The organism is Mesorhizobium sp. P2_F5, from assembly GCF_056403715.1.
On record NZ_JBFUEY010000009.1, the window covers coordinates 273,507 to 297,871 of the forward strand.

General features: G+C 64.0%; 25 protein-coding genes. 14 read left to right on the plus strand and 11 right to left on the minus strand.

Annotation, left to right across the window (positions count from 1 at the left end; translation table 11 throughout):
- Window positions 1-15: 15 nt before the first annotated feature.
- From AC1DYO_RS15685 to AC1DYO_RS15705, 5 genes are all read left to right on the plus strand, one after another.
- On the plus strand, window positions 16-687 hold the full coding sequence (locus AC1DYO_RS15685) for a CvpA family protein (protein WP_477264641.1): 672 nt from the start codon (window positions 16-18) through the stop codon (window positions 685-687).
- A 130-nt stretch (window positions 688-817) separates the two neighbouring features.
- Complete coding sequence (gene purF, locus AC1DYO_RS15690) at window positions 818-2,299, plus strand: amidophosphoribosyltransferase (RefSeq protein ID WP_112397309.1); 1,482 nt, start codon at window positions 818-820, stop codon at window positions 2,297-2,299.
- Between the two features lie 220 nt (window positions 2,300-2,519).
- Window positions 2,520-3,275 carry an SDR family NAD(P)-dependent oxidoreductase gene (locus AC1DYO_RS15695; protein WP_477264643.1) on the plus strand — a complete coding sequence of 252 codons (756 nt, stop codon included), beginning with the start codon at window positions 2,520-2,522 and terminating at the stop codon, window positions 3,273-3,275.
- A gap of 130 nt (window positions 3,276-3,405) precedes the next feature.
- Entirely contained in the window at window positions 3,406-4,035 is a 630-nt protein-coding gene (locus tag AC1DYO_RS15700) for a hypothetical protein (protein ID WP_477264645.1), read from the plus strand.
- Window positions 4,036-4,173: 138 nt separating this feature from the next.
- Entirely contained in the window at window positions 4,174-4,395 is a 222-nt protein-coding gene (locus AC1DYO_RS15705; protein ID WP_023689120.1) for a hypothetical protein, read from the plus strand.
- Between the two features lie 157 nt (window positions 4,396-4,552).
- On the opposite strand, the gene AC1DYO_RS15710 is transcribed toward AC1DYO_RS15705, so the two are convergent.
- Complete coding sequence (locus tag AC1DYO_RS15710; RefSeq protein ID WP_477264647.1) at window positions 4,553-5,059, minus strand: OsmC family protein; 507 nt, start codon at window positions 5,057-5,059, stop codon at window positions 4,553-4,555.
- Window positions 5,060-5,247: 188 nt separating this feature from the next.
- Between AC1DYO_RS15710 and AC1DYO_RS15715 the strand changes: the two genes are divergently transcribed.
- From AC1DYO_RS15715 to AC1DYO_RS15725, 3 genes are all read left to right on the plus strand, one after another.
- On the plus strand, window positions 5,248-6,753 hold the full coding sequence (locus AC1DYO_RS15715; RefSeq protein ID WP_477264649.1) for a S10 family peptidase: 1,506 nt from the start codon (window positions 5,248-5,250) through the stop codon (window positions 6,751-6,753).
- A gap of 151 nt (window positions 6,754-6,904) precedes the next feature.
- Entirely contained in the window at window positions 6,905-7,792 is an 888-nt protein-coding gene (locus AC1DYO_RS15720) for a DMT family transporter (protein WP_477264651.1), read from the plus strand.
- Window positions 7,793-7,844: 52 nt separating this feature from the next.
- Window positions 7,845-8,753 (plus strand): DMT family transporter, encoded by a 909-nt coding sequence (locus AC1DYO_RS15725; protein ID WP_477264652.1) that lies wholly within the window; start codon window positions 7,845-7,847, stop codon window positions 8,751-8,753.
- A 151-nt stretch (window positions 8,754-8,904) separates the two neighbouring features.
- On the opposite strand, the gene AC1DYO_RS15730 is transcribed toward AC1DYO_RS15725, so the two are convergent.
- Window positions 8,905-9,768, minus strand: coding sequence for a LysR substrate-binding domain-containing protein (locus tag AC1DYO_RS15730; protein WP_477264654.1), 864 nt, complete (start codon window positions 9,766-9,768; stop codon window positions 8,905-8,907).
- A 113-nt stretch (window positions 9,769-9,881) separates the two neighbouring features.
- On the opposite strand from AC1DYO_RS15730, the gene AC1DYO_RS15735 reads away from it, so the two are divergent.
- Entirely contained in the window at window positions 9,882-10,289 is a 408-nt protein-coding gene (locus AC1DYO_RS15735) for a tautomerase family protein (RefSeq protein ID WP_477264656.1), read from the plus strand.
- A 167-nt stretch (window positions 10,290-10,456) separates the two neighbouring features.
- Complete coding sequence (locus AC1DYO_RS15740; RefSeq protein ID WP_477264658.1) at window positions 10,457-12,673, plus strand: AMP-binding protein; 2,217 nt, start codon at window positions 10,457-10,459, stop codon at window positions 12,671-12,673.
- 23 nt (window positions 12,674-12,696) lie between these two features.
- Here the strand turns inward: AC1DYO_RS15740 and AC1DYO_RS15745 are convergent, their stop codons facing one another.
- On the minus strand, window positions 12,697-13,512 hold the full coding sequence (locus AC1DYO_RS15745; RefSeq protein ID WP_477264660.1) for a CDP-alcohol phosphatidyltransferase family protein: 816 nt from the start codon (window positions 13,510-13,512) through the stop codon (window positions 12,697-12,699).
- Window positions 13,513-13,515: 3 nt separating this feature from the next.
- The gene (locus AC1DYO_RS15750; RefSeq protein WP_477264662.1) at window positions 13,516-14,568 is read right to left on the minus strand and encodes a phosphatidylserine decarboxylase; all 1,053 of its coding nucleotides are present in this window, start codon (window positions 14,566-14,568) and stop codon (window positions 13,516-13,518) included.
- On the opposite strand from AC1DYO_RS15750, the gene AC1DYO_RS15755 reads away from it, so the two are divergent.
- The gene (locus AC1DYO_RS15755) at window positions 14,468-15,151 is read left to right on the plus strand and encodes a lysozyme inhibitor LprI family protein (protein WP_477264664.1); all 684 of its coding nucleotides are present in this window, start codon (window positions 14,468-14,470) and stop codon (window positions 15,149-15,151) included. The genes AC1DYO_RS15750 and AC1DYO_RS15755 overlap by 101 nt on opposite strands.
- Before the next feature lie 11 nt (window positions 15,152-15,162).
- Here the strand turns inward: AC1DYO_RS15755 and AC1DYO_RS15760 are convergent, their stop codons facing one another.
- Entirely contained in the window at window positions 15,163-16,419 is a 1,257-nt protein-coding gene (locus AC1DYO_RS15760; RefSeq protein ID WP_477264666.1) for a DMP19 family protein, read from the minus strand.
- Window positions 16,420-16,651: 232 nt separating this feature from the next.
- On the opposite strand from AC1DYO_RS15760, the gene AC1DYO_RS15765 reads away from it, so the two are divergent.
- Window positions 16,652-17,542: an SMP-30/gluconolactonase/LRE family protein gene (locus tag AC1DYO_RS15765; RefSeq protein WP_477264668.1), complete on the plus strand. Its 891-nt coding sequence runs from the start codon at window positions 16,652-16,654 to the stop codon at window positions 17,540-17,542.
- Here the strand turns inward: AC1DYO_RS15765 and AC1DYO_RS15770 are convergent.
- The 4 genes from AC1DYO_RS15770 to AC1DYO_RS15785 form a co-directional block, all read right to left on the minus strand.
- Window positions 17,521-17,868, minus strand: coding sequence for an antibiotic biosynthesis monooxygenase (locus AC1DYO_RS15770; protein WP_477264670.1), 348 nt, complete (start codon window positions 17,866-17,868; stop codon window positions 17,521-17,523). The genes AC1DYO_RS15765 and AC1DYO_RS15770 overlap by 22 nt on opposite strands.
- 295 nt (window positions 17,869-18,163) lie before the next feature.
- Window positions 18,164-20,044, minus strand: coding sequence for an ABCB family ABC transporter ATP-binding protein/permease (locus AC1DYO_RS15775; RefSeq protein WP_477264672.1), 1,881 nt, complete (start codon window positions 20,042-20,044; stop codon window positions 18,164-18,166).
- A gap of 24 nt (window positions 20,045-20,068) precedes the next feature.
- The gene (locus AC1DYO_RS15780; protein ID WP_477264674.1) at window positions 20,069-20,404 is read right to left on the minus strand and encodes an ArsR/SmtB family transcription factor; all 336 of its coding nucleotides are present in this window, start codon (window positions 20,402-20,404) and stop codon (window positions 20,069-20,071) included.
- Between the two features lie 253 nt (window positions 20,405-20,657).
- Window positions 20,658-22,151: a LysM peptidoglycan-binding domain-containing protein gene (locus tag AC1DYO_RS15785; RefSeq protein WP_477264676.1), complete on the minus strand. Its 1,494-nt coding sequence runs from the start codon at window positions 22,149-22,151 to the stop codon at window positions 20,658-20,660.
- 125 nt (window positions 22,152-22,276) lie between these two features.
- On the opposite strand from AC1DYO_RS15785, the gene AC1DYO_RS15790 reads away from it, so the two are divergent.
- Window positions 22,277-22,888 (plus strand): LOG family protein, encoded by a 612-nt coding sequence (locus AC1DYO_RS15790; RefSeq protein ID WP_477264678.1) that lies wholly within the window; start codon window positions 22,277-22,279, stop codon window positions 22,886-22,888.
- Between the two features lie 101 nt (window positions 22,889-22,989).
- Here AC1DYO_RS15790 and AC1DYO_RS15795 read toward each other — a convergent pair whose 3' ends face one another.
- Both AC1DYO_RS15795 and AC1DYO_RS15800 read right to left on the minus strand, forming a co-directional pair.
- Window positions 22,990-23,844, minus strand: a complete 855-nt coding sequence (locus AC1DYO_RS15795) for a hypothetical protein (protein ID WP_477264680.1) — start codon at window positions 23,842-23,844, stop codon at window positions 22,990-22,992.
- Between the two features lie 49 nt (window positions 23,845-23,893).
- Window positions 23,894-24,067, minus strand: a complete 174-nt coding sequence (locus AC1DYO_RS15800; protein WP_477264682.1) for a hypothetical protein — start codon at window positions 24,065-24,067, stop codon at window positions 23,894-23,896.
- Window positions 24,068-24,086: 19 nt separating this feature from the next.
- Between AC1DYO_RS15800 and AC1DYO_RS15805 the strand changes: the two genes are divergently transcribed.
- Window positions 24,087-24,341, plus strand: coding sequence for a hypothetical protein (locus AC1DYO_RS15805; protein ID WP_477264684.1), 255 nt, complete (start codon window positions 24,087-24,089; stop codon window positions 24,339-24,341).
- Window positions 24,342-24,365 lie beyond the last annotated feature (24 nt).

The window sequence follows — 24,365 nt, forward strand, 5'->3', positions numbered from 1 at the left end:
AGTGGGGCGAACAACATGCCGATTACGCTGCTTGACGGAATTCTCGTCGGCTTCACCCTGGTCTCGGCGATGCTCGCCATGGTTCGCGGCCTGTCCCGCGAAATCTTGTCCGTCGTCTCCTGGGCCGCGGCCGCTGCGGCGGCGTTCTTCTTCTACAAGCCGGTGCTGCCTTACGTTCAGCCCTATGTCGAAAGCGACAAGATCGCCATGGCGGCGTCCGCCGGCATCGTCTTCCTCATCGCGCTGATCGTCGTTTCCGTCATCACCATGAAGCTTGCCGACTGGATCATCGATTCCAGGATCGGCGCGCTCGACCGCACACTGGGCTTCCTCTATGGCGCCGCGCGCGGCATCCTCGTCGTCGCCGTGGCGCTGCTGTTCTTCAACTGGCTCGCCGGCGCCAAGGCGCCTGCCTGGATCGCCAACGCCAAGTCGAGGCCACTGCTCGAGACCATCGGCGCCAAGCTGGAAAGCCTGCTGCCCGAGGATCCGGAAAACGCCATCCTGAAGAAGCTCAACCCGAATCAGCCGGCAGCACCCGAGGCGCCTCCGGCAGCCGATGCACCGGCGGCGGATGCTCCGGCAGCCGGCGAGGATGCGCCCGCGCCCGACGACGAGACCGACGCTCCGGCCGACAATGCGCCGGCACAGCCCGCCGCTCCGGCCCCGGCCGCACCGGCAAACTGAGCACTGGACGGATGGCCTCTGCCGGCCATTCCGTCAGTTCTGGTCTGACTATGGTGTGAACGGCGCACGGCGTGCGTTGCTTTCGCGGCGCTATCGCCTTATATGGCCATTTTAGCGGAGCTTGAGCCCCATGGCAGTTTCGAAGGCAGACGCAGACGACGTGCTTTCCGCCGAAGCAGACGATCATTTCCACGATGAATGCGGTGTGTTCGGCATTTTTGGCCGGCAGGACGCCGCGGCCATCGTCACACTGGGCCTGCACGCGCTGCAACATCGCGGCCAGGAAGCGGCCGGCATCGTCTCTTATGACGGCACCCAGTTCCATGTCGAACGCCATGTCGGCCTGATCGGCGACACCTTTACCAAGCAGCATGTCATCGACAGCCTGCAAGGCAACCGCGCCATCGGCCACACGCGCTACGCCACCACAGGCGGCGCCGGCATGCGCAACATCCAGCCCTTCTTCGCCGAACTCGCCGATGGCGGCTTTGCCGTCGCCCATAATGGCAACCTCACCAACGCCATGACGGTACAGCGCGCGCTGCAGAAGCAGGGCGCGATCTTCTCGTCGACCTCCGACACCGAGACGCTGCTGCACCTCGTTGCGACCAGCAAGGAGCGCGATTTAAATTCGCGCTTCATCGACGCCGTGCGTCAGGTCGAAGGCGCCTTCTCGCTGGTGGCGATGACCTCCAAGAAGATGATCGGCTGCCGCGATCCGCTGGGCATCCGGCCGCTGGTGCTGGGCGACCTCGACGGCGCCTGGATCCTGGCCTCCGAAACCTGCGCGCTCGACATTATCGGCGCCCGCTTCGTGCGCGACCTGAAGCCCGGCGAGATGGTCGTCGTGACCTCGAAGGGCATTGAGAGCCTGTTCCCGTTCGAGCCGCAGAAGACCCGCTTCTGCATCTTCGAATATGTCTATTTCGCCCGCCCGGACTCCTCGGTCGAAGGCCGCAACGTCTATGAGGTGCGCAAGCGCATCGGCGCCGAGCTGGCGCAGGAAAGCCCGGTCGAGGCCGACATCGTCGTGCCGGTGCCGGATTCCGGCACGCCGGCGGCGATCGGCTTTTCCCAAGCCGCCGGTATTCCCTTCGAGCTCGGCATCATCCGCAACCACTATGTCGGTCGCACCTTCATCCAGCCCGGCGATTCCATCCGCCACATGGGTGTGAAGCTGAAGCATAACGCCAACCGCCGCATGATCGAGGGCAAGCGGGTGGTGCTGGTCGACGATTCCATCGTGCGAGGCACCACCAGCCAGAAGATCGTGCAGATGGTGCGCGACGCCGGCGCCCGGGAAGTGCATATGCGCATCGCCTCGCCGCCGACCAGCGCGTCGTGCTTCTACGGCGTCGACACACCGGAGAAGTCGAAGCTGTTGGCGTCGCGCATGTCGATCGAGGAAATGGCTGAGTTCATCCGCGTCGATTCACTCGGCTTCCTGACTATCGACGGGCTTTACCGCGCCGTCGGCGAAGCCGGCCGCGACAATGAGCAGCCGCAATTCTGCGACGCCTGTTTCACCGGCCAGTACCCGACCCGCCTGCTCGACTTCGAAGGCCACGACAATGTGCGCACGCTGTCGCTGCTGGCGAACAACGGGGCGTAGGGTTGCCGAACCAGCATTTGCCTTCGCCAGTTTACCCCCCTCTGTCCTGCCGGACATCTCCCCCTCAAGGGGGGAGATCAGCTGCCACCTCTGTTTTCGCCAATCGCCAAGGTAGCAGAACAAGGGCCAGCGTTGATGAAATCCAATCTCCCCCCTTGAGGGGGAGATGCCCGGCAGGGCAGAGGGGGGTGTCTCGCACCCACCTCACGGAAGCCATCGCATGACCCTCGACCTCTCCGGCCGCGTCGCGGTCGTTACCGGCGCCTCGCGCGGCATCGGCTATTTCATCGCCAAGGAGCTTGCCGCCGCCGGCGCGCATGTCATCGCGGTTGCCCGCACCGTCGGCGGGCTGGAAGAGCTCGACGACCAGATCAAGGCCGAACGCGCAAAAACCGGCAAAGGTGAAGCGACGCTGGTGCCTCTCGACCTCACCGACATGCCTGGCATCGACCGGCTAGGCGGCGCCATCCATGAGCGCTGGGGCAAGCTCGACATCCTGGTCGCCAATGCCGGTGTGCTCGGCGTCATCTCGCCGATCGGCCATGTCGAGGCGAAAACCTTCGAGAAGGTGATGACCATCAACGTCACCTCGACCTGGCGGCTGATCCGCTCGGTCGATCCGCTGCTCAGGCTCTCCGACGCCGGCCGCGCCATTCTCATGTCCTCCGGAGCCGCGCATTCGGCGCGCGCGTTCTGGGCGCCTTACGCCGCGTCGAAGGCTGCGGTCGAAACCATGATGCGCTCCTGGGCACATGAGACGCAAAGCCTGCCGCTGCGCATCAATGCCGCCGATCCTGGCGCCACCCGTACCGCCATGCGCGCGCAGGCCGCGCCCGGCGAGGATCCAGAGACGCTGCCGCACCCGTCGGAGATCGCAAAGCGCATCGTGCCGCTGGCGAGCCCCGAGTTGAAAGAGACCGGGCTGATCTTCCAGGCCAGGCACCAGCGCTTCGTCGCTTACCAGCAGCCGGAATAAAGCTGGTCTTGTTCTGACGCATGTCGTTCTCCCAAAACCGCAGCACACTTTTGGGCGACATGCGTCGGGATTAAACAGGCCTCCAGTTACGTTTCTTCGAATGTAGGACATTCGAAACCGGAGGACCGACATGCGCAGACTTCTTCTCGTTGCCGCCGCTGCGATTGCCGCCACAGCTGGCGTAGCCCTCGCTCAAGACGCCAAGATGAGTTTCTTCGTCACCAGCGTCGGTTCCGGCAAGGGCGCCGATCTCGGCGGCCTCAAAGGCGCCGATGCGCATTGTGCCTCGCTGGCGGAAGCGGCCGGGGTGACCGGCAAGGAATGGCACGCCTATCTCTCGACCGCCGACACCGATGCGCGCGACCGCATCGGCAAGGGTCCGTGGGTCAACGCCAAGGGCGAAACGATCGCCGATGACGTCGCCTCGCTACACAGCGACGCCAACGCCATCAGCAAGCAGACGGCGCTCAACGAGAAGGGCGAAGTGGTCAATGGCCGCGGCGACAAGCCGAACCGGCACGACATACTGACCGGCTCTAAGCCCGACGGCACCAAGATCGCCGACCAGACCTGCGGCGACTGGACGCTAAGTGGCGCGGAGGGCGCGGCGATGATGGGCCATCACGACCGCACCGGCCTCGATGAGTCGGCGGCCGCCAAATCCTGGAACTCCTCGCATGCCTCGCGCGGCGGCTGCAGCCAGGACGCGCTGAAGGGCACCGGCGGCGACGGCCTGTTCTACTGCTTTGCGGTGAACTGAGAGAAGCCCTGGGGAGCGGCTCTGTTCACGGGTCTGTGATGATCCGGCAGGTCCCTCCCCCGTCGCCCTGCTTTCGCCATCAGCCGGGAGTTGCTAGGGTCGATCCAACTCCGACATCCAGCAAAGCGAGGAATTCCCATGGCTGCTCCCAGCGTAGCATTGGTCTGGTACCTGGTGATCGCCGGCCCGCAAGGCGGCATGGTGGTTCTGCCCAGCACCTTCGACACCCGCGAACAGTGCACCAACGCGATCACCGAATACCAGAAGCAGCCGACCCCGGCTGGCTGGGCGGTGAACTGCGTGCCGAGCGCGTCACCGTTTACGGATGAGGGCGATGCGGAAGAGCCGGCCGCGCAGTGATTGGGTATCTCCCCCCTCGAGGGGGAGATGCCCGGCAGGGCAGAGGGGGTCGGTACGTCCTGACACGACATCCTTTCGCCGAGAGAGAAAGCTGGCGCTCTACGCGCGGCGACCCCCTCTGTCGCCTTCGGCGACATCTCCCCCTCAAGGGGGGAGATCAGGCCCGCGCTGAAACCGCCAGCTCCGGCTTGCTGTTGATGGTCTGGAACACCACGCAATAGCGTTCCGTCAGCTTGATCAGCGCGTCGATGCGCTCCTGCGGTTCATCTGTGTCGAGGTTGAAATTCAGCCGGATGGCGCGAAAGCCCACGGGGGCGTCCTTGGCCACACCCAGCGTGCCGCGAAAGTCGAGATCGCCTTCGGCCTCGACAGTGGCAGCGCCAAGCCTGAACTCCAGCGCCGTCGCCACCGCCTTCAGCGTCACGCCGGCGCACGCCACCAGCGCCTCCAAAAGCATGTCTCCCGAGCACAGTTCGAGCCCGGAACCGCCAGTGGCCGGATGCAGGCCGGCCACGGCCAGCGCCCTGCCCGTCTCGACCTTGCAGGCGATCGACTGGTCGTCGATCGAACCCCGGGCGCGAAGCGTGATCAGCGCCTGCGCGGCATCGCCGCGATAGGCCTCCTTGAGCGGCGCCTGCATGGCTTTGAGTGCGGTGGCGTCCATTTGTTTCGATCCTTTTCGATGGTCTTTGCAAGTTGATAGCACTCAGCCGCCGACGTGTGGAGATCGGCCAATACCGATGCCTAGGTGATCTCCCCCGCAAGGGGGGAGATTAGCAGCCTCGACGATGACCGCCCTTTGACTTCGACCGCCCAGACCATACCTATGCGGGAGCCATTCCCGGAGGTGTCATGCGTGCCACGCTAAAGCTCATTCCCGCAATTCTCCTGTTGCTTGGTACACTGATAGGGCCTGGCCTCGCCGAAACGCCGGAGCGTCCTGCACCCACGGGCGGTGTGCTGTCGTTACTGCCGGCGCCGCAGATCACCAGCCATTCAATCACCATTGCCGGGCGCAAGCTGGACTACCAGGCAAAGGCCGGCACGCTGTCGCTGCTTTCCGGCAAGGGCGATGTCACGGCGGAAATCTTCTATGTCGCTTACACGCTGCCACCAGCGGCGGGCGCGGAGAAGGCTCGCCCCATCACCTTCGTCTTTAACGGCGGCCCGGGCGCGGCGTCCGCCTATCTGCATCTCGGCGCGCTCGGGCCGCGTGTCATCGCGACCGGAGCGGATGGACAATTCCTGCCGCCGCCGCAGAAGCTCGTCGACAATCCCGACAGCTGGCTCGACATGACCGATCTCGTCTTCGTCGATCCGGTCGGCACCGGCTACAGCCGCGAGGCGCCCGGCCAGGACACAAAAGATTTTTGGGGCGTCAGCCAGGACGCCAGTTCGATCGGCGCCTTCATCCGGCTCTACCTCACCCAGAATGGCCGCATCGGATCGCCGCTCTTCCTCGCCGGCGAAAGCTATGGCGGGTTCCGTGCAGCGTTGCTGGCAAGGACGCTGCAGGAGGATGTTGGCCTCAGCCCCAACGGCATCGTGCTGATCTCGCCGGCGCTGGAATTCACGCTGGTGCTACCCGACGAATTCCAGCCGCTGCATTGGGCGCTGGAACTGCCCTCGCTGGCGGCGGTGCGCCTGCGCGGCGAGGGCGTCAACGGCGAGGCGCTGCGCGAGAAGCTCGCCGAGGCCGAACAGTACGCGCTGGGCGACTACCTCATCGCTCTGACCAGCGGGCTGGAACAGGGTGGGCGGCTGGCCAGCCAGCGTGTGGCCGAGATTACCGGCCTGCCGCTCGAGCTCGTGCAGCGCAACTTCGCCCGCATTCCGACCAGCCTTTTCGCGCGCGAGTTCCAGCGCGCCAGCGGCAAGGTGCTCAGCCCCTATGACGGCACGATCGCCACCGCCGACATCGCGCCGGAGAGCGCTCGCAGCGCCGGCCCGGATCCGGTGCTCGACCGCAGCGTGCCGGCACTGACCTCGGCCTTCGTCGGCTACATCCGCGACGAGCTGAACTTTCGCACCGATGTCAGCTACCGGCTGCTCAATGGCGATGTCACCCACAATTGGGACTATGGCAGCTCGCGACAAGGCTATGCCGGTGTGATGGACGATCTGCAGCGCGCCCGCTCGCTGAACCCGGCGCTGGGCGTGGTGATCGTCAATGGCGACACTGACCTCGTCACGCCCTATCTCGCCTCGCGCTATCTGGTGAACCAGCTGCCGACGCTCGGCGGCGCAAAACCCATCCGTCTCGATGTCGTGGAAGGCGGCCACATGATGTATTTCAGGCCTGACGGCCGGCGCGCGCTGAAGGAGGCCGCTTCGGAGCTCTACCAGGCGACGCAGTGATCGCCGCGACAGCGCGGTTCGCCGGGCTGCGCCAACGCAAGGCCGGCGCTGGAGCAGCGCCGCGCCAGCTTTCGCCCGTATAGCTGACGCAAGCGGGTCCGACAGAGGCCGGAGCCGCCTTCAACTTTCCTTCTGAACAGGCCGATGCAGCATGGCCGATGTCGCCATATTGGAAACCCGCGAAAGGGTGCTTGCCGGCATTCTGTTCACCGGCTGCGCCTATTTCCTGTTTTCGACGCAGGACGCGGCGATCAAGCTGCTGGTCGTCGGTATCAGCGTCTGGCAGATCATGTTCTTCCGCTCGATCACCGTGCTTATCGGTTGCGCGGCGATCGGCGGGCCGCGCATCTTTACTGACGCGGCGCGCTCGCCCATCGTGCGGCCGATGCTGCTGCGCAGCGCTTTCACGCTCGGCGCCTGGCTCTGCTATTACAACGCCGCCCGTTCGCTGCAACTGGCCGAACTCACCACCATCTATTACGCCGCGCCGATCATCGTCACCGTGCTGTCGGTGGTGATGCTTGGCGAAAAGGTGCCGCTGCTGCGCTGGCTGGCGGTGTTCATCGGCTTTGTCGGCGTCTTCATCGCCTGTGACCCAGCCCATCTCGGCCTGTCCGCGCCGATGCTGCTGGTGCTGGCGGCAGCGGTGCTGTGGGGCGTTGCGGTCGTGTTGATGCGCAAGACGGCGATGGCCGAGCGGACGCTGATCCAGCTCGTGCTCAACAATTTCTACTTCCTGGTGTTTTCTGCGGTGCCGGCACTGCTGGTCTGGCAGATGCCGGACTGGCGCCAGCTGCTGCTTTTGATCAGCGTCGGCGCGCTCGGCGGCGTGGCGCAATTTATGCTGTTCGAAGGCATGAAGCGGGCGCCGGTGTCGATCGTGGCGCCGTTCGAATACACCTCGCTGGTCTGGGCTTTTGGGCTCGGCTTCGCCATCTGGGGTGATGTGCCACGCCGCGAGGTGTTTCTGGGTGCGGCGCTGATCGTCGGCGCCGGCTTGCTGATCATCGGCAACGAGCATTTCCGCAAGCGGCTATGAGTATCCCTGTGCTGACAGAATTGTGGCAGGAGGAGGCGGATAGCCTGCTGAGATGACGGAAACTCTCGCTAGCCCAGGCACCACCGATACCGCCGCCGAGCATACACTCGGCATCACGCTGGTGTCGGCGTCGGCGGCTTTCTTCGCCCTCACCGGCGTGCTGACCAAATCGATCCATGCCGACCCGTTGACCATCACCTGCTGGCGCGGTTTTGTCGGCTCGATCCTGATCACCTTCTATGTAATGTGGCGCCGACGCCGCTCCGGCGGGCGGGAAAGCCTCAGGCTCGGCTGGCGCGGCTGGTTGCTGGCGATCGAGGGCGCCGCGGCCAGCATCGCCTTCATCTCGGCGTTCAAATTCACCTATGTCGCCAATGTCGCGGTCATCTACGCCACCGCGCCCTTCATCACCGCGCTGCTCGCCTTCGTGCTGGTGCGCGAGCCGTTCCGGGCGCAGACGCTTGTCGCTGCCGCCGTCTCCCTGTGCGGCGTGGCAATCATGGTCGGCTCGGGCTTCGGCACAGGCCATTTGTTCGGTGACGGGCTCGCTCTGCTGATGACCACCGGCAGCGCGCTCTACATGATCATGGTGCGCGCCTTCCGCGACACGCCCGTGGTGTGGGCGGGCGCGGTGTCGGCCTTCCTGCTGTTCGTGTTCGGCTGGTTCGTTACCGACCCGCTGGCGGTGTCGGCCCGCGACGCCGTGCTGCTTATCGCCTTCGGGGGATCGTTTGCAGCGGCGTCGATCCTGTGGACGGAAGGTTCGCGGCTCATCCCTGCACCCGAATCCGGCCTGCTCGGTGCCGCCGAAGTGCCGTTCGCGATCCTGTTCGCCTTCCTGTTCCTGGGCGAGATCGCGCCGGCCGCCAGCCTGATCGGCGGCGGCATCGTGCTGTGCGCGGTTTTTGCCCATGCGGGGCGCGACTGGCTGGTGGCGAGAAAAAGTGCGGCAACCCCATAATTATTTTCGGAGTCATGGAACCATCATTCGACTCGGGCATTATTGGTGCGACGGGTCACCCCCCAAGTCCCCCCMAACCCCTCGACCCGTCTTCCTCAAAGCCGACCGTAAAGGTCGGCTTTTTCTTTGAAAATCAGACTGCCAGGGGAAATCAGCTAGTAAGGCCGGGCAAAGCGAGGTTGTCGCTGAGCAAGGCGGCAAGGTCGCGCGCCGGCCGCTCGGCGCCCTGGCCGAGCCGGATGGCGAATTGCGCCATCGGTACCGGCGGCAGGCCGAGCTCGCGCGGCGCTTCGACGATACCGGAATGGGCAAATCGCGCCGTGCGCAAGGTCAGCGCAATGCCGGCATTGACCGCGGTGCGCAGGCCGGCAAGGCTGGCGCTGCCGGCGGCGATGCGATAGCGGCGGCCGGCGGCATCGAGGGTTGCAAGAGCGGCCTCGCGAAAGCCGCAATAGGGGTCGAGCAGCGCCAATGGCAATTCCTCTTCCCGCACGGCAAGCCCCTTTTGCGAGCACAGCCACAGCATCGGCTCACTGAACAGCCCGACTTCGTCATTGGCCGGGGTTTTGCGCATGACAATGGCCAGATCGAGCTGCCCGGCCTGCAGCGCCTCGCCAAGCTCGGCCGAGCGGCCGACGCGCAATTCGATCCTGACGCGCGGATGGCTGGTTGCAAAGGCGCGCAGCAGCTCCGGCAGGCCGCTGTCGGCGAAATCCTGCGTCGTGCCGATGGCGACGCGGCCAGCGGCGCGCGCGCCCTTCAGCGCCAGCCAGGCCTCGCTGTGCACGGCAAGGATGCGGCGTGCATGGCCGACCAGATCCTCGCCGGCCGGCGTCAGGCCGCGCCCGCGCCCCTGCGCCACCAGCAGCGGTTCGCCGACGATCTCCTCCAGGCGCTGCATTTGCGCCGTGACCGCCGAGGGCGAGCGGCCGACAACAGAGGCAGCCTGGGCCAATGAGCCGCCATCGACAAAGGCGAGGAAGGTTTTGAGCAGATCCGGATCGAGCGCTTGCATACTTCGATAATACAGAACCTTTCATTCGAAACAATTCGATTTTTTTGATTCTAAGGCCGTGACATGGTCTCTCCAACGGCAAACAGACGCCGCTCAACCAAAAGGAGAGAAAAATGCCGATCATCAATGTCAGCGTCACCGGCAAGCCCAACGCAAAACTGTCCGCTGCTATCGCCAAGGAAGTCACCGAGCTGACGGCGACCCATCTGCGCAAGGACCCGACGATCACCGCCGTCGCCGTCAGCTATGTCGACCCGCAGCACTGGTTCGCCGGCGGCAAGTCGCTGGCCGAGCATGGCGCCAACACCTTCTGGCTCGACATCAAGGTGGTCGACGGCACCAACACCAAGCTGGAGCTGGAGGCGTATCTGAAGGCGATCTTTGACGCCTTTGGCAGGCTGCTGGGTGGCGTGCATGAGGAAAGCTATGCCTTCGTGCACGAGGTTCCAGCCGCCGCTTATGGCTATGGCGGCAAGAGCCAGGAGTTTCGGTTTATTAGTGGAAGGCTGAAGGCGGCTTGAGGAAGCCAACAAGGGCAGCGCCGCCCCTCATCCGCCCTTCGGGCACCTTCTCCCGTGAACGGGGAGAAGGAAAAACGCTCTACATTGACCTTGCCCCCCATTGCGTTACCCTCTCCTCCCGAAGCGGACGAAGAGCCGCGATACCGGAACGTTGGGAGAGACGCGGCATGATCCTGACACTGGCGCTGCTTGCAGGTCTCGTGCTGGCCTGGCTGCTGATTGGCGCGATCGAGACCTTTCGCCTCGACCTGCGCTTCACCCAGGCGCTGCTCTATGTGCCGTTCAAGCTTGCCTACCGGATCGAGGACCGGCGCATCCGCATTGCACGCAATGCGCCGGCGCCAGTGATCTATGTGGTTTCGCACCAGTCGCGCATCGAGCCGGCGCTGATGCTGTCGCTACTGCCTGATGACACGCTGCATATTCTCGACGAGGCCTCTGCGCGCTCGCCCTGGCTGGAGCCGTGGCGCGAGCTTGGCCGCACCATCGCCTTCAATGCCGAGCATCTCTTCGTCAGCCGGCGGCTGGTCAGGGTGCTGAAGGGTAAGGGCCGGCTTGCCGTCTATCTGCCCGACGCCGTCGAGCCCGATGTGAAGGCATTTCGCCTCTTCCGCGCCATCACCCGCATCGCTATGCAGGCCGAGGCCCGCATCGTGCCAATCTTCGTCGCCGGCGCACGCGACCTGCCGGTTTCCTTGACGCCAAAAGACCGGGCGCCCCGCCACTGGTTCCCAAAACTGTCGATCAGCGTGCTGGAGCCGATGACGATTGCCGAGCTGGTGGCGCGCAATCCCGACCAGGCCTCCAACACCAATGCGCTGTTCGACCGCATCGCCGAGGCCAGGCTTTTCGGCAGCAACCTCGATCGCGGCCTGTTCCTGGCCATGCGCGATGCAGCGGATCGCACCGGCGCCTCGCATCCGATCATCGAGGACGTGATCGGCGGCTCGCTCAGCTACCGAAAAATGTTCATCGGCGCGCGCGTGCTCGGCCGCCGCTTCGAGGCTATGACAGCGCCGGGCGAAGCGGTCGGGGTGCTGCTGCCCAACGCCAATGGCGTGGTGCTGTCCTTCGTCGGCCTGCTTTCAGCGGGCCGGGTGGCGGCGATGATCAACTACACCGCGGGGCCAGCGAGCCTCACCGCCGCCGTGCGCACCGCAGTGATCCGAACGGTGGTGTGCTCCCACGCGTTTGTCGAGAAGGCCGCGCTTGCCGACATCGTAGCCGCGGTCGAGGCCGGCGGCGCCAAGATGCTGTGGCTGGAGGATGTGCGCGCAGGCGTCACCGCGCTGGAGAAGCTCGCAGCCGCCGCCCTGTGGCGCTTTACACTGCAGCGGCAGGATGCGGCCAAGCCCGCGGTGATCCTGTTCACCTCGGGCTCGGAAGGCACGCCCAAGGCCGTGGTGCTGTCGCACCGCAATCTCCACGCCAACGCCATGCAGGCCGAGGCGCGCATCACCATCTCGCCGTCCGACATCCTGCTCAACGTGCTGCCGGTTTTCCATTCCTTCGGCCTGACCGGCGGCACTATCCTGCCGCTGGTGACAGGCGTAAAACTGTTCCTCTACCCCTCGCCGCTGCACTACAAGATCATCCCGGAGATCGCGCGCAAGGTGAAGCCGACCATCATGTTCGGCACCGACACGTTCCTCGCCAATTATGCCCGCACCGCCAAGGATGGCGATTTCTCCAGCCTGCGTTTCGTCGTCGCCGGCGCGGAAGCGGTGAAGCCGGAGACGCGGCGCGTCTACCGCGAGCGCTTCGGGGCCTCGATCATCGAGGGTTTCGGGCTGACCGAAGCCGCCCCCGTGGTCGCCGTCAACACCGCCATCCATGGCCGCGACGGCACGGTCGGGCGGCTGCTGCCGGCAATGCGCATGAAGCTCGAACCGCTCGAGGGCATCGAAGATGCCGGGCGCCTGTGGCTCGACGGGCCGAATCTGATGATGGGCTATATGACGGCCGACCGCCCCGGCGAATTGCAGCCGCTGGACGGCTGGCACGACACCGGCGACATCGTCTCGGTCGACCGCGAGGGCTTCATCACCATTCGCGGCCGGGCAAAACGCTTCGCCAAGATCGCCGGCGAAATGGTGTCGCTGGGCGCGGTCGAGATGCTGGTGCAATCGCTATGGCCGGAAGAGCGCCATGCCGCGGTTGCGGTGCCGGACAAAAGGCGCGGCGAGCGCATTGTGCTGGTCACCACCGCCGACGACGCCGATCCGGAAGAGTTGCGCAAGTTCGGCAAGCAGGCAGGGGCGGCTGAGTTGATGGTGCCCAACGACATCGTCAAGGTGGACGAGATCCCGGTTCTGGGCTCGGGCAAGACGGATTATGTCTCGACGCGGAAGCTGGCGATCGAAAAGCTGGGTGTGGTTGCTTAATCTCCCCCCTTGAGGGGGAGATCTCAGCCGATATCCGAAGGCGGCACTTTCTCGCCCTCGATCTTGGCGCGTTTTGAATACGCCCGCACGCTGAACGGCAGGAAGATGAGATAGCCGGCGACCGAGGCGGTCAGCGTGTACCAGGGATAGGTCATCAACAGCAGCACGTAGAGCACCACCGCAAGGATTATCGGCAGCACCTTGTCGCCCGGCACTTTCAGGCTTTTGCCGGAATAGACCGGCAGCCGGCTGACCAGCAGGAAGGCGACCAGAATGGTGAAGCCGCTGGCGACGAAGGCAGCGGGGCGGCTGGGCTCAATGCCAACGCGCAGGAACGACAAATAGAGCGGCAGCATGACCAGCACGGCGCCTGCCGGCGCCGGCACGCCGACGAAATATTCGCTCTGCCAGATCGGGCGATCGTGGTCCTCATCGAGCACGTTGAAGCGCGCTAGCCTTAAGCCGCAGGCGATGGCGAACAGCAGCACCGCGATCCAGCCCGGCGAGCCCGCACGGTCGAGCAGGAAGGCATAGAGCACCAGCGCCGGCGCAACGCCAAAATTGACGATGTCGGCCAGCGAATCCATCTGCGCGCCGAATTTCGACGTCGCCTTCAGCATGCGCGCCAGGCGGCCGTCTATGCCGTCGAGGAAGGCGGCGAGAAGCACCATCACCACTGCCGGCTCGAAGCGGCCTTCGAAGCCGAAGCGGATGCCGGACAGACCGGCACAGATGGCAAGCACGGTGACCAGATTGGGCAGCACCATGCGCATCGGGATTTCGCGGATGCGCGGGCCGCCGCTGCCGTGTGCCTCGAATTTTTTGAACGGCGCGCCCACCGCTTACGAAATCCTGACGAGCGGGGTTGCGGCGATGCCGCCGAATTCGGCGAGCACGGTTTCGCCACCGACCGCGGTCTGACCGACAGCGACACGCGGTACCGCGGTCGATGGCAGGAACACGTCGACACGCGATCCGAAGCGGATCAGGCCAAAACGTTCGCCGATGGTGATCGAGCCGCCGGTCTCGGCCCAGCAGACGATGCGCCGCGCCACCAGGCCGGCGATCTGCACGGCGGCGACGGTGCCGTTGGGGCTGTCGATGACCAGCCCGTTGCGCTCATTTTCCGAACTTGCCTTGTCGAGTTCGGCGTTGAGGAACTTGCCCGGCCGGTGCTCGATTTTCGTGATGCGGCCGCGCACAGGCGCGCGGTTCACGTGGCAGGAAAAGACGTTCATAAACACCGAGATGCGGGTCATTTCGGTGTTGCCGAGGCCGAGCTCGCGCGGCGGCACAGCTGGCCCGACCGCCGAGATGACGCCGTCGGCGGGGCTGACCACCAACCGGTCGTCGACCGGGGTGACGCGCTCGGGATCGCGAAAGAAATAGACGCACCACGAGGTCAGGATCAGGCCGATCCAGAACAGCACCGAGGAGAAATAGCCGAGGAACAGCGTGCCCGCGCCGAAGGCGGCAATGAACGGATAGCCCTCGCGATGGATCGGAACGAACGCATTCTTGATCGAATCGACGAGGCTCATTGGGTGGAACTCATGGGATGGGGCGGTCCCTGTTTCAGGTCCGGCCTCAATACCGGAAAGGCTCCGTCGTCGCAACGCAACATTGGGCAAGGCTGCATTGGCCACGGCCGGCAGCAGCGGCGACGTGCTTGCCTGTCGGCGGCTTTGCCGCCAGAATTCAAGCCACCGCTGGCTGAACGCACGGCGAAAAGGCCGACTGCCCATGATGCCGAAATCAGGGAAAGCGCACCACCCTGCCATGCAATTGGCAGCCGTGAGTGCCGTTTTGACCGCACTGCTGGCAGCCCATGCAGCGGCGCAAGGCAAGCCGTCCTTCGATTGCGCCAAGGCCACCAGCGTGGCGGAAAAGGCCATTTGCGCCGATCCGGCCCTGGCGCAAGCCGATGCCGATGTAGCGAAGAATTATGCCGCGCTGCTGAAGACGCTCGATGCTCATGCCGGCAAGGCGCTGCGGGACGACCAGAGCGACTTCATCGCATATCGCGACCAGATCGCCGGCTTCAACGAGAACACGCCCAAAGACCAGCAGACTTTCGATCTCGGCGAATTCCTGCACGACCGGGCGACCTTCCTGGCCGCCATCCGCAAGCCGGCGGATGCAGTTTTGATCGGCACATGGAGCAGCGTGCGTGGCTCGGTCGAGATCAAGGCAGCTGGCACTGGCAAGCTCGAGATTTCGGCAGAAATCGTCACCAACCCCGTCTCGGGAAGCGGTGCGTGCGACATCGGTGGCACGGTCGAGAAGCGCAAGACCCTGCGGCTGGTCGACACCGACGATAACGACAAACCGACCGGTTTTGTCTTCACCTTTCGCCGCGATGGCGATGCGCTCGCCGTCGAGCAGGACGGCACCAGCAAGGATGATAGATCGGAGCCGCCGTCATGCGGCGCCAACGGCCATGCCGATGGCACGTTCTTCCTGAGCGAAAAACAGTAGGCTTGCTGTCGCTAGCCCGCCGCAGCGGAGCGATCAAAGTGGGCGTCGAGTTCAGGCAGCGTAGCCTCGGCGAGCTTTTCGCAATCTTCGCCACGTAAGAGCACACTGCCATTTGGCGAAGACAGGGAGAGGAAGGTCCGGTCAGACGCCAGCACCACCCAATTCACCACTGGCCCTTCCGCCGTTTGCACCACAGAGTTGGCTGAAACGATGGCACCCAGCGGATCGAAGCCGGCCTTGCGCAGCAGGAAGTCGACAGCGACCGGCGCATGATTTTGTTCCGTCAGTTGGATTACTGTCTCAACCTCCGACTCCTCCGCGCGTCCAAGCCGCATCCCGATCCTAGGTGCATAAGCTCCCAACAGGTTCTCACCTGGGCGCATGACCGGTGGATCGTCAGGGGGGATATACTCGTAAACGGTGACGTGTACCTTTGTTGCTGCGCATAGCCGGAGCTCATTCGCGTCGGTGCGGAGTTGAAAGACCATTTGCTTTTCGCCTCCGACATCCAGCATTCTTGCCATTCCGAACCCCAGTTTGATCTCCGATGGCGATATCGCTGCGCAGGCGAGGCCGGCACCGACGTCGCGCGGGCTCAACATCTGGCTGACCAGTTTGCTGACCGACTCATGAAGAAGCCTGCCTTCGCGTTGCGGATTGGCGATCACCAACCGCTGTATGACATCCTCGTAATCGTCATTCTCGACAATTTGCAGATCAGGCCATGACGCGATCCAGCGCGCCAAAAGGTTCTCCATCGGCGCGGCCTCATCAGCATCGTAGAACGCATCATCAAGCGTATCGAGAAAATCATCCCGTCCCCCCTCGAAGCTCGTCTGCTCGGCGGCTTCGTCGGGATGATCTAAAATCCAGGCGGACATCTTTTCCAGAGTCGCAAGTTGGCCCTTTGCACCACAAGCAGTGAGTCCGACCCGTGCGTTGGCAATCATGGCACCGATTTCCTGCCCGGCATTGTGGATGAATTGACTATGGCCGCCGTTCTTTACCTCTGAAGAGTACGAGTCGGCATGAAGGACCTGCATCGCCTTGGGGTCGATTTCGGGATAACGATGGAGTCCCTTGGAAACCATCGCTGTGACGAATTGCATGACAGCGAAGACGAGAAAAAACGGCTCTTCATCAGCCTCCGCGACGTTCGAACGCAGTACGACGACCGGCAACGGCAGGCCGAATTCCAACTGCTTTCCAGAATCTGATGCCGCCTTCTCGGGCGTTTTCTTGGATTTGCGAGAAAAGAAGCCGAACATCGAAAATACTCTCTTGGCCGGAAAACTTGCGCGGAGGGGGTTACTTCCGACGCGACAATATCAGCTGCCCTCAAGGAGGAAAGGCACTCCTATCTGATCAAATTTGCCAGCGGCATCCGCACGATGGTTTGCGCAAATTGCCGACGGTCATGTCGGGGCGGCATAGGCTCACACGTCCTTGGCAGGAAAGCGCTTCGCGACAATGCCGAATTGACAAACCAAGGGGTCAGCAATGCCATCGTCGAAATCAGTCGCCTTGAACGCCAAGGTCATTACACAAGCCCTCGCTTTCGGCGAATCGCCGCGCTGGCATGACGGACGCCTGTGGGTCTGCAACTGGGGTACCGGCGAGATCGTCGCGGCGGATGAGGACGGCAAGAGCGAGGTGATGCTCACCGTGCCGGCGATCCTGCCCTATTCCGTCGACTGGCTGCCGGACGGGAGGCTGCTGGTCATTTCGGGGCGCGAAGGGCTGCTGCTGCGGCAGGAGGCGGATGGAACGCTCGCCGCCCATGCCGATCTCCGGTCGCTGTCGAAGAGCCCATGGAACGAGATCGTCGTCGACGGGCGCGGCAACATCTATGTCAATGGCGGCGGGCCGGCGCCGGCGCCGGGTGAGCATTTCGGGCCGGGCACCATCGTGCTGATCACCCCGGACGGCAAGGTTCGGCAGGTGGCCGAGGACATCGCGTTCGCCAATGGCATGGCCGTAACGCCGGACAACAAGACGCTGATCATCGCGGAATCGCACGCCAACCGGCTGACCGCTTTCGATATTGCTGCCGATGGCAGCCTTTCCAACCGTCGCGTCTGGGCCGATCTCGATGGCTTTCCCGACGGCATCTGCCTCGATGCCGAAGGTGCTGCCTGGTATGCGGATGTTCCCAACAAGCACTGCGTGCGGGTGCGCGAAGGTGGCGAGGTGCTGGAGACGATCGAGGTCGATCGCGGCTGCTTTGCCTGCATGCTCGGCGGCCCGGATGGCAAAACGCTGTTCATCACCGCCGCCGAATGGCGCGGCTTCGAGAACATGATCAGCGATGCCCGCACCGGTCAGGTGCTGAGCGCCGAAGCGCCAGCACCTGGCACGGGCTGGCCCTCCTATAGTCCCGGAATCCGCTGATAGTTGGCGATATCTGCCTTCACACCAAGCCTGGCGATGGTCTCCTGTGGGTTGAAAGCGACGCGCTCATGCGCAGCCTTGACGATCGGCACCACTTTGTCGACGGCCGCCTGGCTTTCCCATTCGACGATGGTGACCAGGTTGAACTCACCCGGACCGGAGAACTGCTCAAGCAGGAAATCCTGCACGAAACCCTGCTGCTGGCGCAGCAACTCATGTGTCATCCTGACCTTGGTGAGGATTTCCTGCCGGGCTTCGACAGGCACGACGAACTTGTCGACCCGGAACACGCTGCCATTGTCATGCTGTTGATTGAGTTGATCCATTTTCAAATTGTCTCCGTTCTTGAACGACGTGGGTTCGGTGGCTCAGGAACGGGTTTGCGATCTCAACTTAGGTTGAGGTCAAGAGGGAAATTTTTTGGTGGTGATGGAACGGCGGCGACGCTGCTGATCTCCGCCCTTGAGGGGGAGATGTCCGGTAGGACAGAGGGGGTCGTCTCACGTAGAGCGCCAGCGCCCTCTTTCGTCACGGAAGGCGTCGGCGCTCCACGCGCAGCGACCCCCTCTGTCGCCTTCGGCGACATCTCCCCCTCAAGGGGGGAGATTGGCGCTCCATCGCCTAATTCACCTCCGACGTCCTTCTGCGCACAATCACACCAAGCTCATCGCTCTCCCGTGCAATCCGCAGCCTCTCTTCGGCTTCTGTTGCCTCGCGCTGGCGATCCCACATGGAGGCGTAGAGGCCGTGCTGGCGCATCAGTTCGGCGTGGGTGCCGCGTTCGGCGATCTGGCCGTCCTTGAGCACGATGATCTCGTCGGCGGTGATCACCGTCGACAGCCGGTGGGCAATAACGATTGTGGTGCGGCCCTTGCTGACCAGGTCGAGCGCGGCCTGAATTTCCTGTTCGGTGTGGCTGTCCAGCGCCGAGGTCGCCTCGTCGAGCATCAGGATCGGCGGCGCCTTCAAAATGGTGCGGGCGATCGCCACGCGCTGCTTTTCGCCGCCGGAGAGCTTTAAGCCACGTTCGCCAACCATCGAGCGGTACCCTTCCGGCAGCCGTTCGATGAACGGGCCGATCTGGGCAAGCTCGGCCGCCTTCTCGACATCCGCCTCGCTGGCGCCGACGCGGCCATAGCGGATGTTGTAGGCGATGGTGTCGTTGAACAGCACGGTGTCCTGCGGCACCATACCGATTGCACCGCGCAGGCTCTGCTGCGTCACATCCCTGACATCCTGGCCGTCGATCAGCACCTGGCCGCCCTGGACGTCATAGAAGCGGAACAACAGCCGCGAGATCGTCGACTTGCCGGCGCCCGACGGACCGACAATGGCCACGGTCTTGCCGGCCGGCACCTCGAAGGAAACGCCTTTCAGGATCTTGCGGTTGGGGTCATAGGAAAAATGCACATCGCGGAATTCGACCTTGCCGGCCGAGACGGCGAGCGGCTTGGCGCCGGGCTTGTCGGTGATTTCCTGCGGCACATCGAGCAGGTCGAACATCTGCTCGATGTCGGTCAGGCCCTGGCGGATTTCGCGGTAGATGAAGCCGATGAAATTGAGCGGAACCGAAAGCTGCACCAGCATGGCGTTGATGAAGACGAAATCGCCGACCGTCTGCGTGCCGGCCTGCACCTCAAGTGCCGACATGCACATGACGATGACGGTGCCGAGGCCGAAGATGATGCCTTGGCCGAAGTTCAGCCAGCCGAGCGAGGTCCAGATCCTGGTCGCCGCCATTTCATAGCGCGCCATCGAACGGTCGAAGCGCTCGGCTTCCATGGCCTCGTTGTTGAAATATTTGACCGTCTCGAAATTGAGCAGCGAGTCGATCGCCTTGGTGTTGGCGTCGGTGTCGCTGTCGTTCATGTCGCGGCGGATCGAGATGCGCCAGTCGCTGGCGCGGACCGTGAACCAGACATAGATCCAGACGGTGAGCGCCACCACGGCCACATATTTCCAGCCATAGGTGTAGGCGAAGATGCCTGTGGTCAGCGCGAATTCGAGAATGGTCGGCGCCGTGTTCAGCATGATGAAGCGCACGATCGTCTCGATGCCCTTGGTGCCGCGCTCTATGATGCGCGATAGGCCGCCGGTSYGGCGCTCGAGGTGAAAGCGCAGCGACAGCTGGTGCATGTGGACGAAGGTCCGGAAAGCGAGCTGGCGCACCGCATATTGGCCGACGCGAGCAAACAGGGCATCGCGCAGCTGGTTGAAGCCGAGCTGCACCAGCCGCACGACGTTGTAGGCGACGACCAGCATGACCGGCGCCAGCAGGAAGGACGGCAGCGGCGGCGGCGACTTGGCGTCGCCCGCCAGCGCATCGGTCGCCCATTTGAAGAAATAAGGCCCGGCAACCAGCGTCAGCTTGGCAACGACCAGAAGCAGCGTCGCCCAGGTGACGCGTGCCCTCAGATCGGCGCGGTCGGCCGGCCACATATACGGCCACAGATTGCGCAAGGTGCCGAAGGTCGAGCTATCGGAAACGGTTTTTTCTGCCACTTGTCTTGCCTTTTGGGTGGGAGGTCAGCGGCCGGAGCAGCAGGAATTGACGAGCGCGGTCAGCGATGCGGAAACGTCGGCGAGTGCCGCGCGGTCGACCTCATAGCGCGAGCGCTGACGGTCGGGCTGGAAGCGGACCAATCCGGCTTCGACCAGGATTTTCAAGTGCTGGGACACGGTCGACTGCGCCAGGTCGAGATGGTCGACGACCTCGCGGCAGCAACAGGAATTGCTGGCCGAGAGATGTTTGAGGATCTCGATGCGCGCCGGATGTGAGAGTGCTGCAAAGCGGGCGGCAACCGCGCGGCTTTCGGGCGGTGCGCAGTTTGCGTGGTCTGGTTCAGCGAGCGAGTCTGTCATCGTTCATCGGCGATAGACGATGAACGGACGTGGGGCAAGCTAACCCGATGGGTAGAAGGGTAATCTCCCCCCTCGTGGGGGAGATGTCCGGCAGGACAGAGGGGGGCGCGAAGAAACGCGACCTTAATGATCTGCAAAGAGGGTCCGCAGCCGGCGCGCGTGTGGAAATTAGCGACAGGCCGGCGGGACAGCGCCCCCCTCTGCCCTGCCGGGCATCTCCCCCACATGGGGGGAGATTGGCTAGTCGCCGACCCTACTGCGCCTTCGTCGGCGCCGTCGTTGCTTGCTCGCCCATCGCCTTGAGGTCGGCGGCTTCGCCTTCCTTGGACTTTTCCGGGACCTTGAACACCTGCCCTGGCCAGATGCGGTCGGGATCGCTGATCTGGTCCTGGTTGGCGAGATAGATGGTGGAGAAGCGCACGCCGTGACCGTAGACACGCCGTGAAATCCGCCACAGCGTGTCGTTGCGGCGGATGATGACAGCGCCGTCGGCATGTTCGAGCTTCGGTGCAACCGTCTCGGGCGCTTCGGGTGTCGCAGCAGCGACCACGGCCGGTGCCTCGGCAGCGGGTGCGGCTGGGGCCGTCGTGGCCGGTGCCTCGGCAACTGCCGGTGCGGTGGTAGCCGGAGCCGATGCGGCGGCAGCCGGTGCGGCCGGCTTGGTCTCTGCGGGCGCCACGGCGGCGACCACGTCGCCGGGTTCGCGCTCGAACGGCACGGCGGCGCGGGCCACCACCTTCACGCCGTCGGCATCGAGACCGTCGACATGGATGGTGTAGCTGCCAACCGGGATGTCGCGCGTCGCCTCGACCAGGAAATGGCCATCGGGCGACGTCACTGCGTCGCCGAGCAGGATATCGTTGGCATAGGCGCGCACCTTGCGGCCGGCGTCAGCCAGACCGGCGACGAAAATCTTGTTGCCGTCGATCTCGACCGCCTCAACGACGATCTTGGGTTCGGCCACTGCCACAGCCGGCGGTGTTGCCGGGGCTGCCGGGGCCGGAGCTGCTGCGGTATCGACCTCAGCCGGAGCGGCGGGCGCAGTTTCGGCTGGGGCGGTCGCGGCAGGCGCCTCGGCAGCGGGAGCAGCGGCCTGATCGCCGGCAGCCGGTGCCGCAGGCTTGGTCTCGGGCGCCGGAACAGTCAGCAGCTCGGCGGGCTTGCCGGGCTCCTCGACCATCGCCAGCACCTGGCCGGCGGCATCCTTGGGAACCGAAACGACGGCGGTCTGCACCGAAGGCGTAACCACATCTCCGGCCGTCGAACGCAGCGCGATCGTATAGTCGCCGGGCTTGAGCGGATCGTCGAGAACGATGACGAAAGCGCCATCGGGGCCGGCGACCGTCGAGCCGAGCACTGTCGAGCCGTTGAGGATCTCGACCTTTGAATTGGGCGCGGCATTGCCGGCAACGACGATCGAGCCGTTGCTTTCGACGCGCACGACATCGAAGCTCGGCACAACCGGGCCGGCCACAGCCGGTGCTGCCGGAGCGGCTGCTTCTGTTGCGGGGGCCGTTGCGTCGGCTGGCGCCGGTGCCGGCGTAGCCTTGGCATCGGTCGGGGCGGCAGGCGCCGGCGGCAGCCTTCCCTCGGTCCCGGAGTCGGCCGGCGGCGTCAGCGACGCAATCTCCGCCGGCGGCGTGGGATTGAGATACGGGTTGAGTGCGCCCGATACATAGGCGGTTCCGATGATCGCGACGGTCCCACCCGCCGCGAACAGAAACGCCTTCAATGGATTAACAGCCATATTTCCCCTGTCCCTTAGCCACCTAACGCCGGTCTAGCGTGTTTTGCCGGAACCGACAAGAAAAAGCCCGAGCTTGTCAGCCTCAGGGGCTTGACCCCGCATTCAGACCCAATCACCAATCACGCATGAACACGATTCGATCCGTCTGCGTCTACTGCGGCTCGTCTCCGGGCCGCGATGAAATCTACGCCAAGGCCGGACACCTGCTTGGCCGCTCGCTCGCCAAATCCGGCCTGCGACTGGTCTATGGCGGCGGCACCAAAGGCATTATGGGCGCCGTCGCCGAAGGCGCGCTCAAGGCCGGTGGCAAGGTAACGGGCATCATTCCGCGCTTCCTCATCAACAAGGAAGCGACCGAAACCGCGCTTGACCGGCTCGACGAACTGCTGATCACCGACAACATGCACGAGCGCAAGCACAAGATGTTCGAAAAATCCGACGCCTTTGTGGCGCTGCCGGGCGGCATCGGCACGGTCGAGGAGATCGTCGAGGTCATGACCTGGGGTCAGCTCGGCCATCACCGCAAGCCGATTGTCTTCGCCAACGTCAAAGGGTTCTGGAATCCGATGCTGGCGCTGATCGACCATATGTCGAGCGAGGGCTTCATTCACACGGCACAGCGGGTGAAGCCGCTGGTGGTCGAAGACCCCGAAGCCATCGTCGCCGCCATCATGGTGGCGGGCTCGTCGGTCGATGCGCCGACGGAAGGCGTGCAGTCGGTGATTGATAAGATGTGAGGGCTTAGGCAGTAGGGAATAGGCAGTAGACTGCCGAGAAACGGCAACCCCTACTGCCTACTGCCTACTGCCTACTGCCTACTGCCTACTGCCGATAGCGCTCACCCACGACCGAAAATGCGCCGAAGGATGCTTGCGCGCTGCGCGCCAGTATAACGTTGAGGCAAGGGGCGGGTGAGCAAAAACTGTTCATGGCCCTCGATGGTTTCCGTGCCGCGATAGCTGCATTGCAGGGAACGGGCCAAAGGGACGATTTCCCTCAGCACTGCCCGGAATCCCTCCCCATCGATCGGCACGTCCTTCACCATGCGCAGTTCCCGAGAAAACGCATCGAAAGCGATGAAGCGATAGCCGCGTGATTCGAGCGCGGCGCGCAGCTTTGTCAGCGACGCCTCCGCACCCCAGAATTCGAAGCGAGTCGGCCGTATCCGAGCGTCGGAGGCGATTTCGAGGCCGAGGTCGCCAATCGCCTCGGCAGGAAGAATCTGTGGGGCAACTGCAGCAAGCGAATGCCGCTCGAGCGTCAGCGAAAAGGCAAGAGATGTTGCGGCCGACCGTGCAATAGCCTCGAAACCTGGGACATCCTCCGTCGCAAAGTAATAGTCCCGCCGCCCCTCACCGTGCCGCTCGGCTAGGTAACATGCTGGGCAAGTCGCGCCGACTAGACCCTCATAAAGTTTTTCGAGGAAGGCGTAATTCCGCTTCGATCCCTTGGGCGTCAACAAAGCGTTTTTTGGGATCACTTCGTCTTCGCGGGATATGGGCTTCAGCAGCAGGATCGGGAGCAGGGCCGCAGCTTGCAGAAGTGCCACGTTCACCCTCGTGTGGATGAACACCTCGCTGCCATCGGCACGGTACCGTATGAGGCTTCGATGCGGATCGCCCTTGCGGATGACCTCTTCCGTCACATCGTCCGATACCTGCTCGCCACCGACCGCGAACTGAAGCAAAGTCATTGTGCGGCCTTCGCTCCCAAATCGCGGTTGGTGGGAATGACGCTACCGATCATAGCTCATCATGCGCGGCAGTCGAATCAAAGCTCACGTTCTGCATCGCGTTTACCGAAAGCCAGACCATCGAGGGCAGCGGCACGAGCAGCGCATAGAGGCAGCCGAGCACCGACAGAACCGACGCCGATTTCGCGCCGCTGCTGCCCGGCGAGGCCGAACGGCGCCGCACGCTCTATGCCGAAGGCGCCGTGCGCCAGGTGTGGAACCGCGGCGACTTGCCGGGCAGCGGCATGATGTTCGAGGCCAGCGACGCCGACGTGCGCGGCCACCTCGCCACCTTGCCGCTGGTCAAGGCCGGCATGATGGACATTGCCGCAGTGGTGCCGCTTGCGCCCTACCCCCGGACTTGGACCGAAGCGCTGGTCCTCACCGCGACCACGCAGCCGGCGGCGATCCGCGCCACCGGCTATTTGCTGGCCTCGACGCCAAGTGCGCCCAAATAATCTACTCAATACTGCCTTGTCGTG

Bases quoted from the DNA above. Each gene is read 5' to 3' on its own strand.
- AC1DYO_RS15685 (WP_477264641.1), top strand. From the start codon at position 16: ATGCCGATTACGCTGCTTGACGGAATTCTCGTCGGCTTCACCCTGGTC.
- purF (WP_112397309.1), top strand. From the start codon at position 818: ATGGCAGTTTCGAAGGCAGACGCAGACGACGTGCTTTCCGCCGAAGCA.
- AC1DYO_RS15695 (WP_477264643.1), top strand. From the start codon at position 2,520: ATGACCCTCGACCTCTCCGGCCGCGTCGCGGTCGTTACCGGCGCCTCG.
- AC1DYO_RS15700 (WP_477264645.1), top strand. From the start codon at position 3,406: ATGCGCAGACTTCTTCTCGTTGCCGCCGCTGCGATTGCCGCCACAGCT.
- AC1DYO_RS15705 (WP_023689120.1), top strand. From the start codon at position 4,174: ATGGCTGCTCCCAGCGTAGCATTGGTCTGGTACCTGGTGATCGCCGGC.
- AC1DYO_RS15710 (WP_477264647.1), bottom strand. From the start codon at position 5,059: ATGGACGCCACCGCACTCAAAGCCATGCAGGCGCCGCTCAAGGAGGCC.
- AC1DYO_RS15715 (WP_477264649.1), top strand. From the start codon at position 5,248: ATGCGTGCCACGCTAAAGCTCATTCCCGCAATTCTCCTGTTGCTTGGT.
- AC1DYO_RS15720 (WP_477264651.1), top strand. From the start codon at position 6,905: ATGGCCGATGTCGCCATATTGGAAACCCGCGAAAGGGTGCTTGCCGGC.
- AC1DYO_RS15725 (WP_477264652.1), top strand. From the start codon at position 7,845: ATGACGGAAACTCTCGCTAGCCCAGGCACCACCGATACCGCCGCCGAG.
- AC1DYO_RS15730 (WP_477264654.1), bottom strand. From the start codon at position 9,768: ATGCAAGCGCTCGATCCGGATCTGCTCAAAACCTTCCTCGCCTTTGTC.
- AC1DYO_RS15735 (WP_477264656.1), top strand. From the start codon at position 9,882: ATGCCGATCATCAATGTCAGCGTCACCGGCAAGCCCAACGCAAAACTG.
- AC1DYO_RS15740 (WP_477264658.1), top strand. From the start codon at position 10,457: ATGATCCTGACACTGGCGCTGCTTGCAGGTCTCGTGCTGGCCTGGCTG.
- AC1DYO_RS15750 (WP_477264662.1), bottom strand. From the start codon at position 14,568: ATGGCCTTTTCCGCCACGCTGGTGGCCTTGGCGCAATCGAAGGACGGC.
- AC1DYO_RS15760 (WP_477264666.1), bottom strand. From the start codon at position 16,419: ATGTTCGGCTTCTTTTCTCGCAAATCCAAGAAAACGCCCGAGAAGGCG.
- AC1DYO_RS15765 (WP_477264668.1), top strand. From the start codon at position 16,652: ATGCCATCGTCGAAATCAGTCGCCTTGAACGCCAAGGTCATTACACAA.
- AC1DYO_RS15770 (WP_477264670.1), bottom strand. From the start codon at position 17,868: ATGGATCAACTCAATCAACAGCATGACAATGGCAGCGTGTTCCGGGTC.
- AC1DYO_RS15780 (WP_477264674.1), bottom strand. From the start codon at position 20,404: ATGACAGACTCGCTCGCTGAACCAGACCACGCAAACTGCGCACCGCCC.
- AC1DYO_RS15785 (WP_477264676.1), bottom strand. From the start codon at position 22,151: ATGGCTGTTAATCCATTGAAGGCGTTTCTGTTCGCGGCGGGTGGGACC.
- AC1DYO_RS15790 (WP_477264678.1), top strand. From the start codon at position 22,277: ATGAACACGATTCGATCCGTCTGCGTCTACTGCGGCTCGTCTCCGGGC.
- AC1DYO_RS15795 (WP_477264680.1), bottom strand. From the start codon at position 23,844: ATGACTTTGCTTCAGTTCGCGGTCGGTGGCGAGCAGGTATCGGACGAT.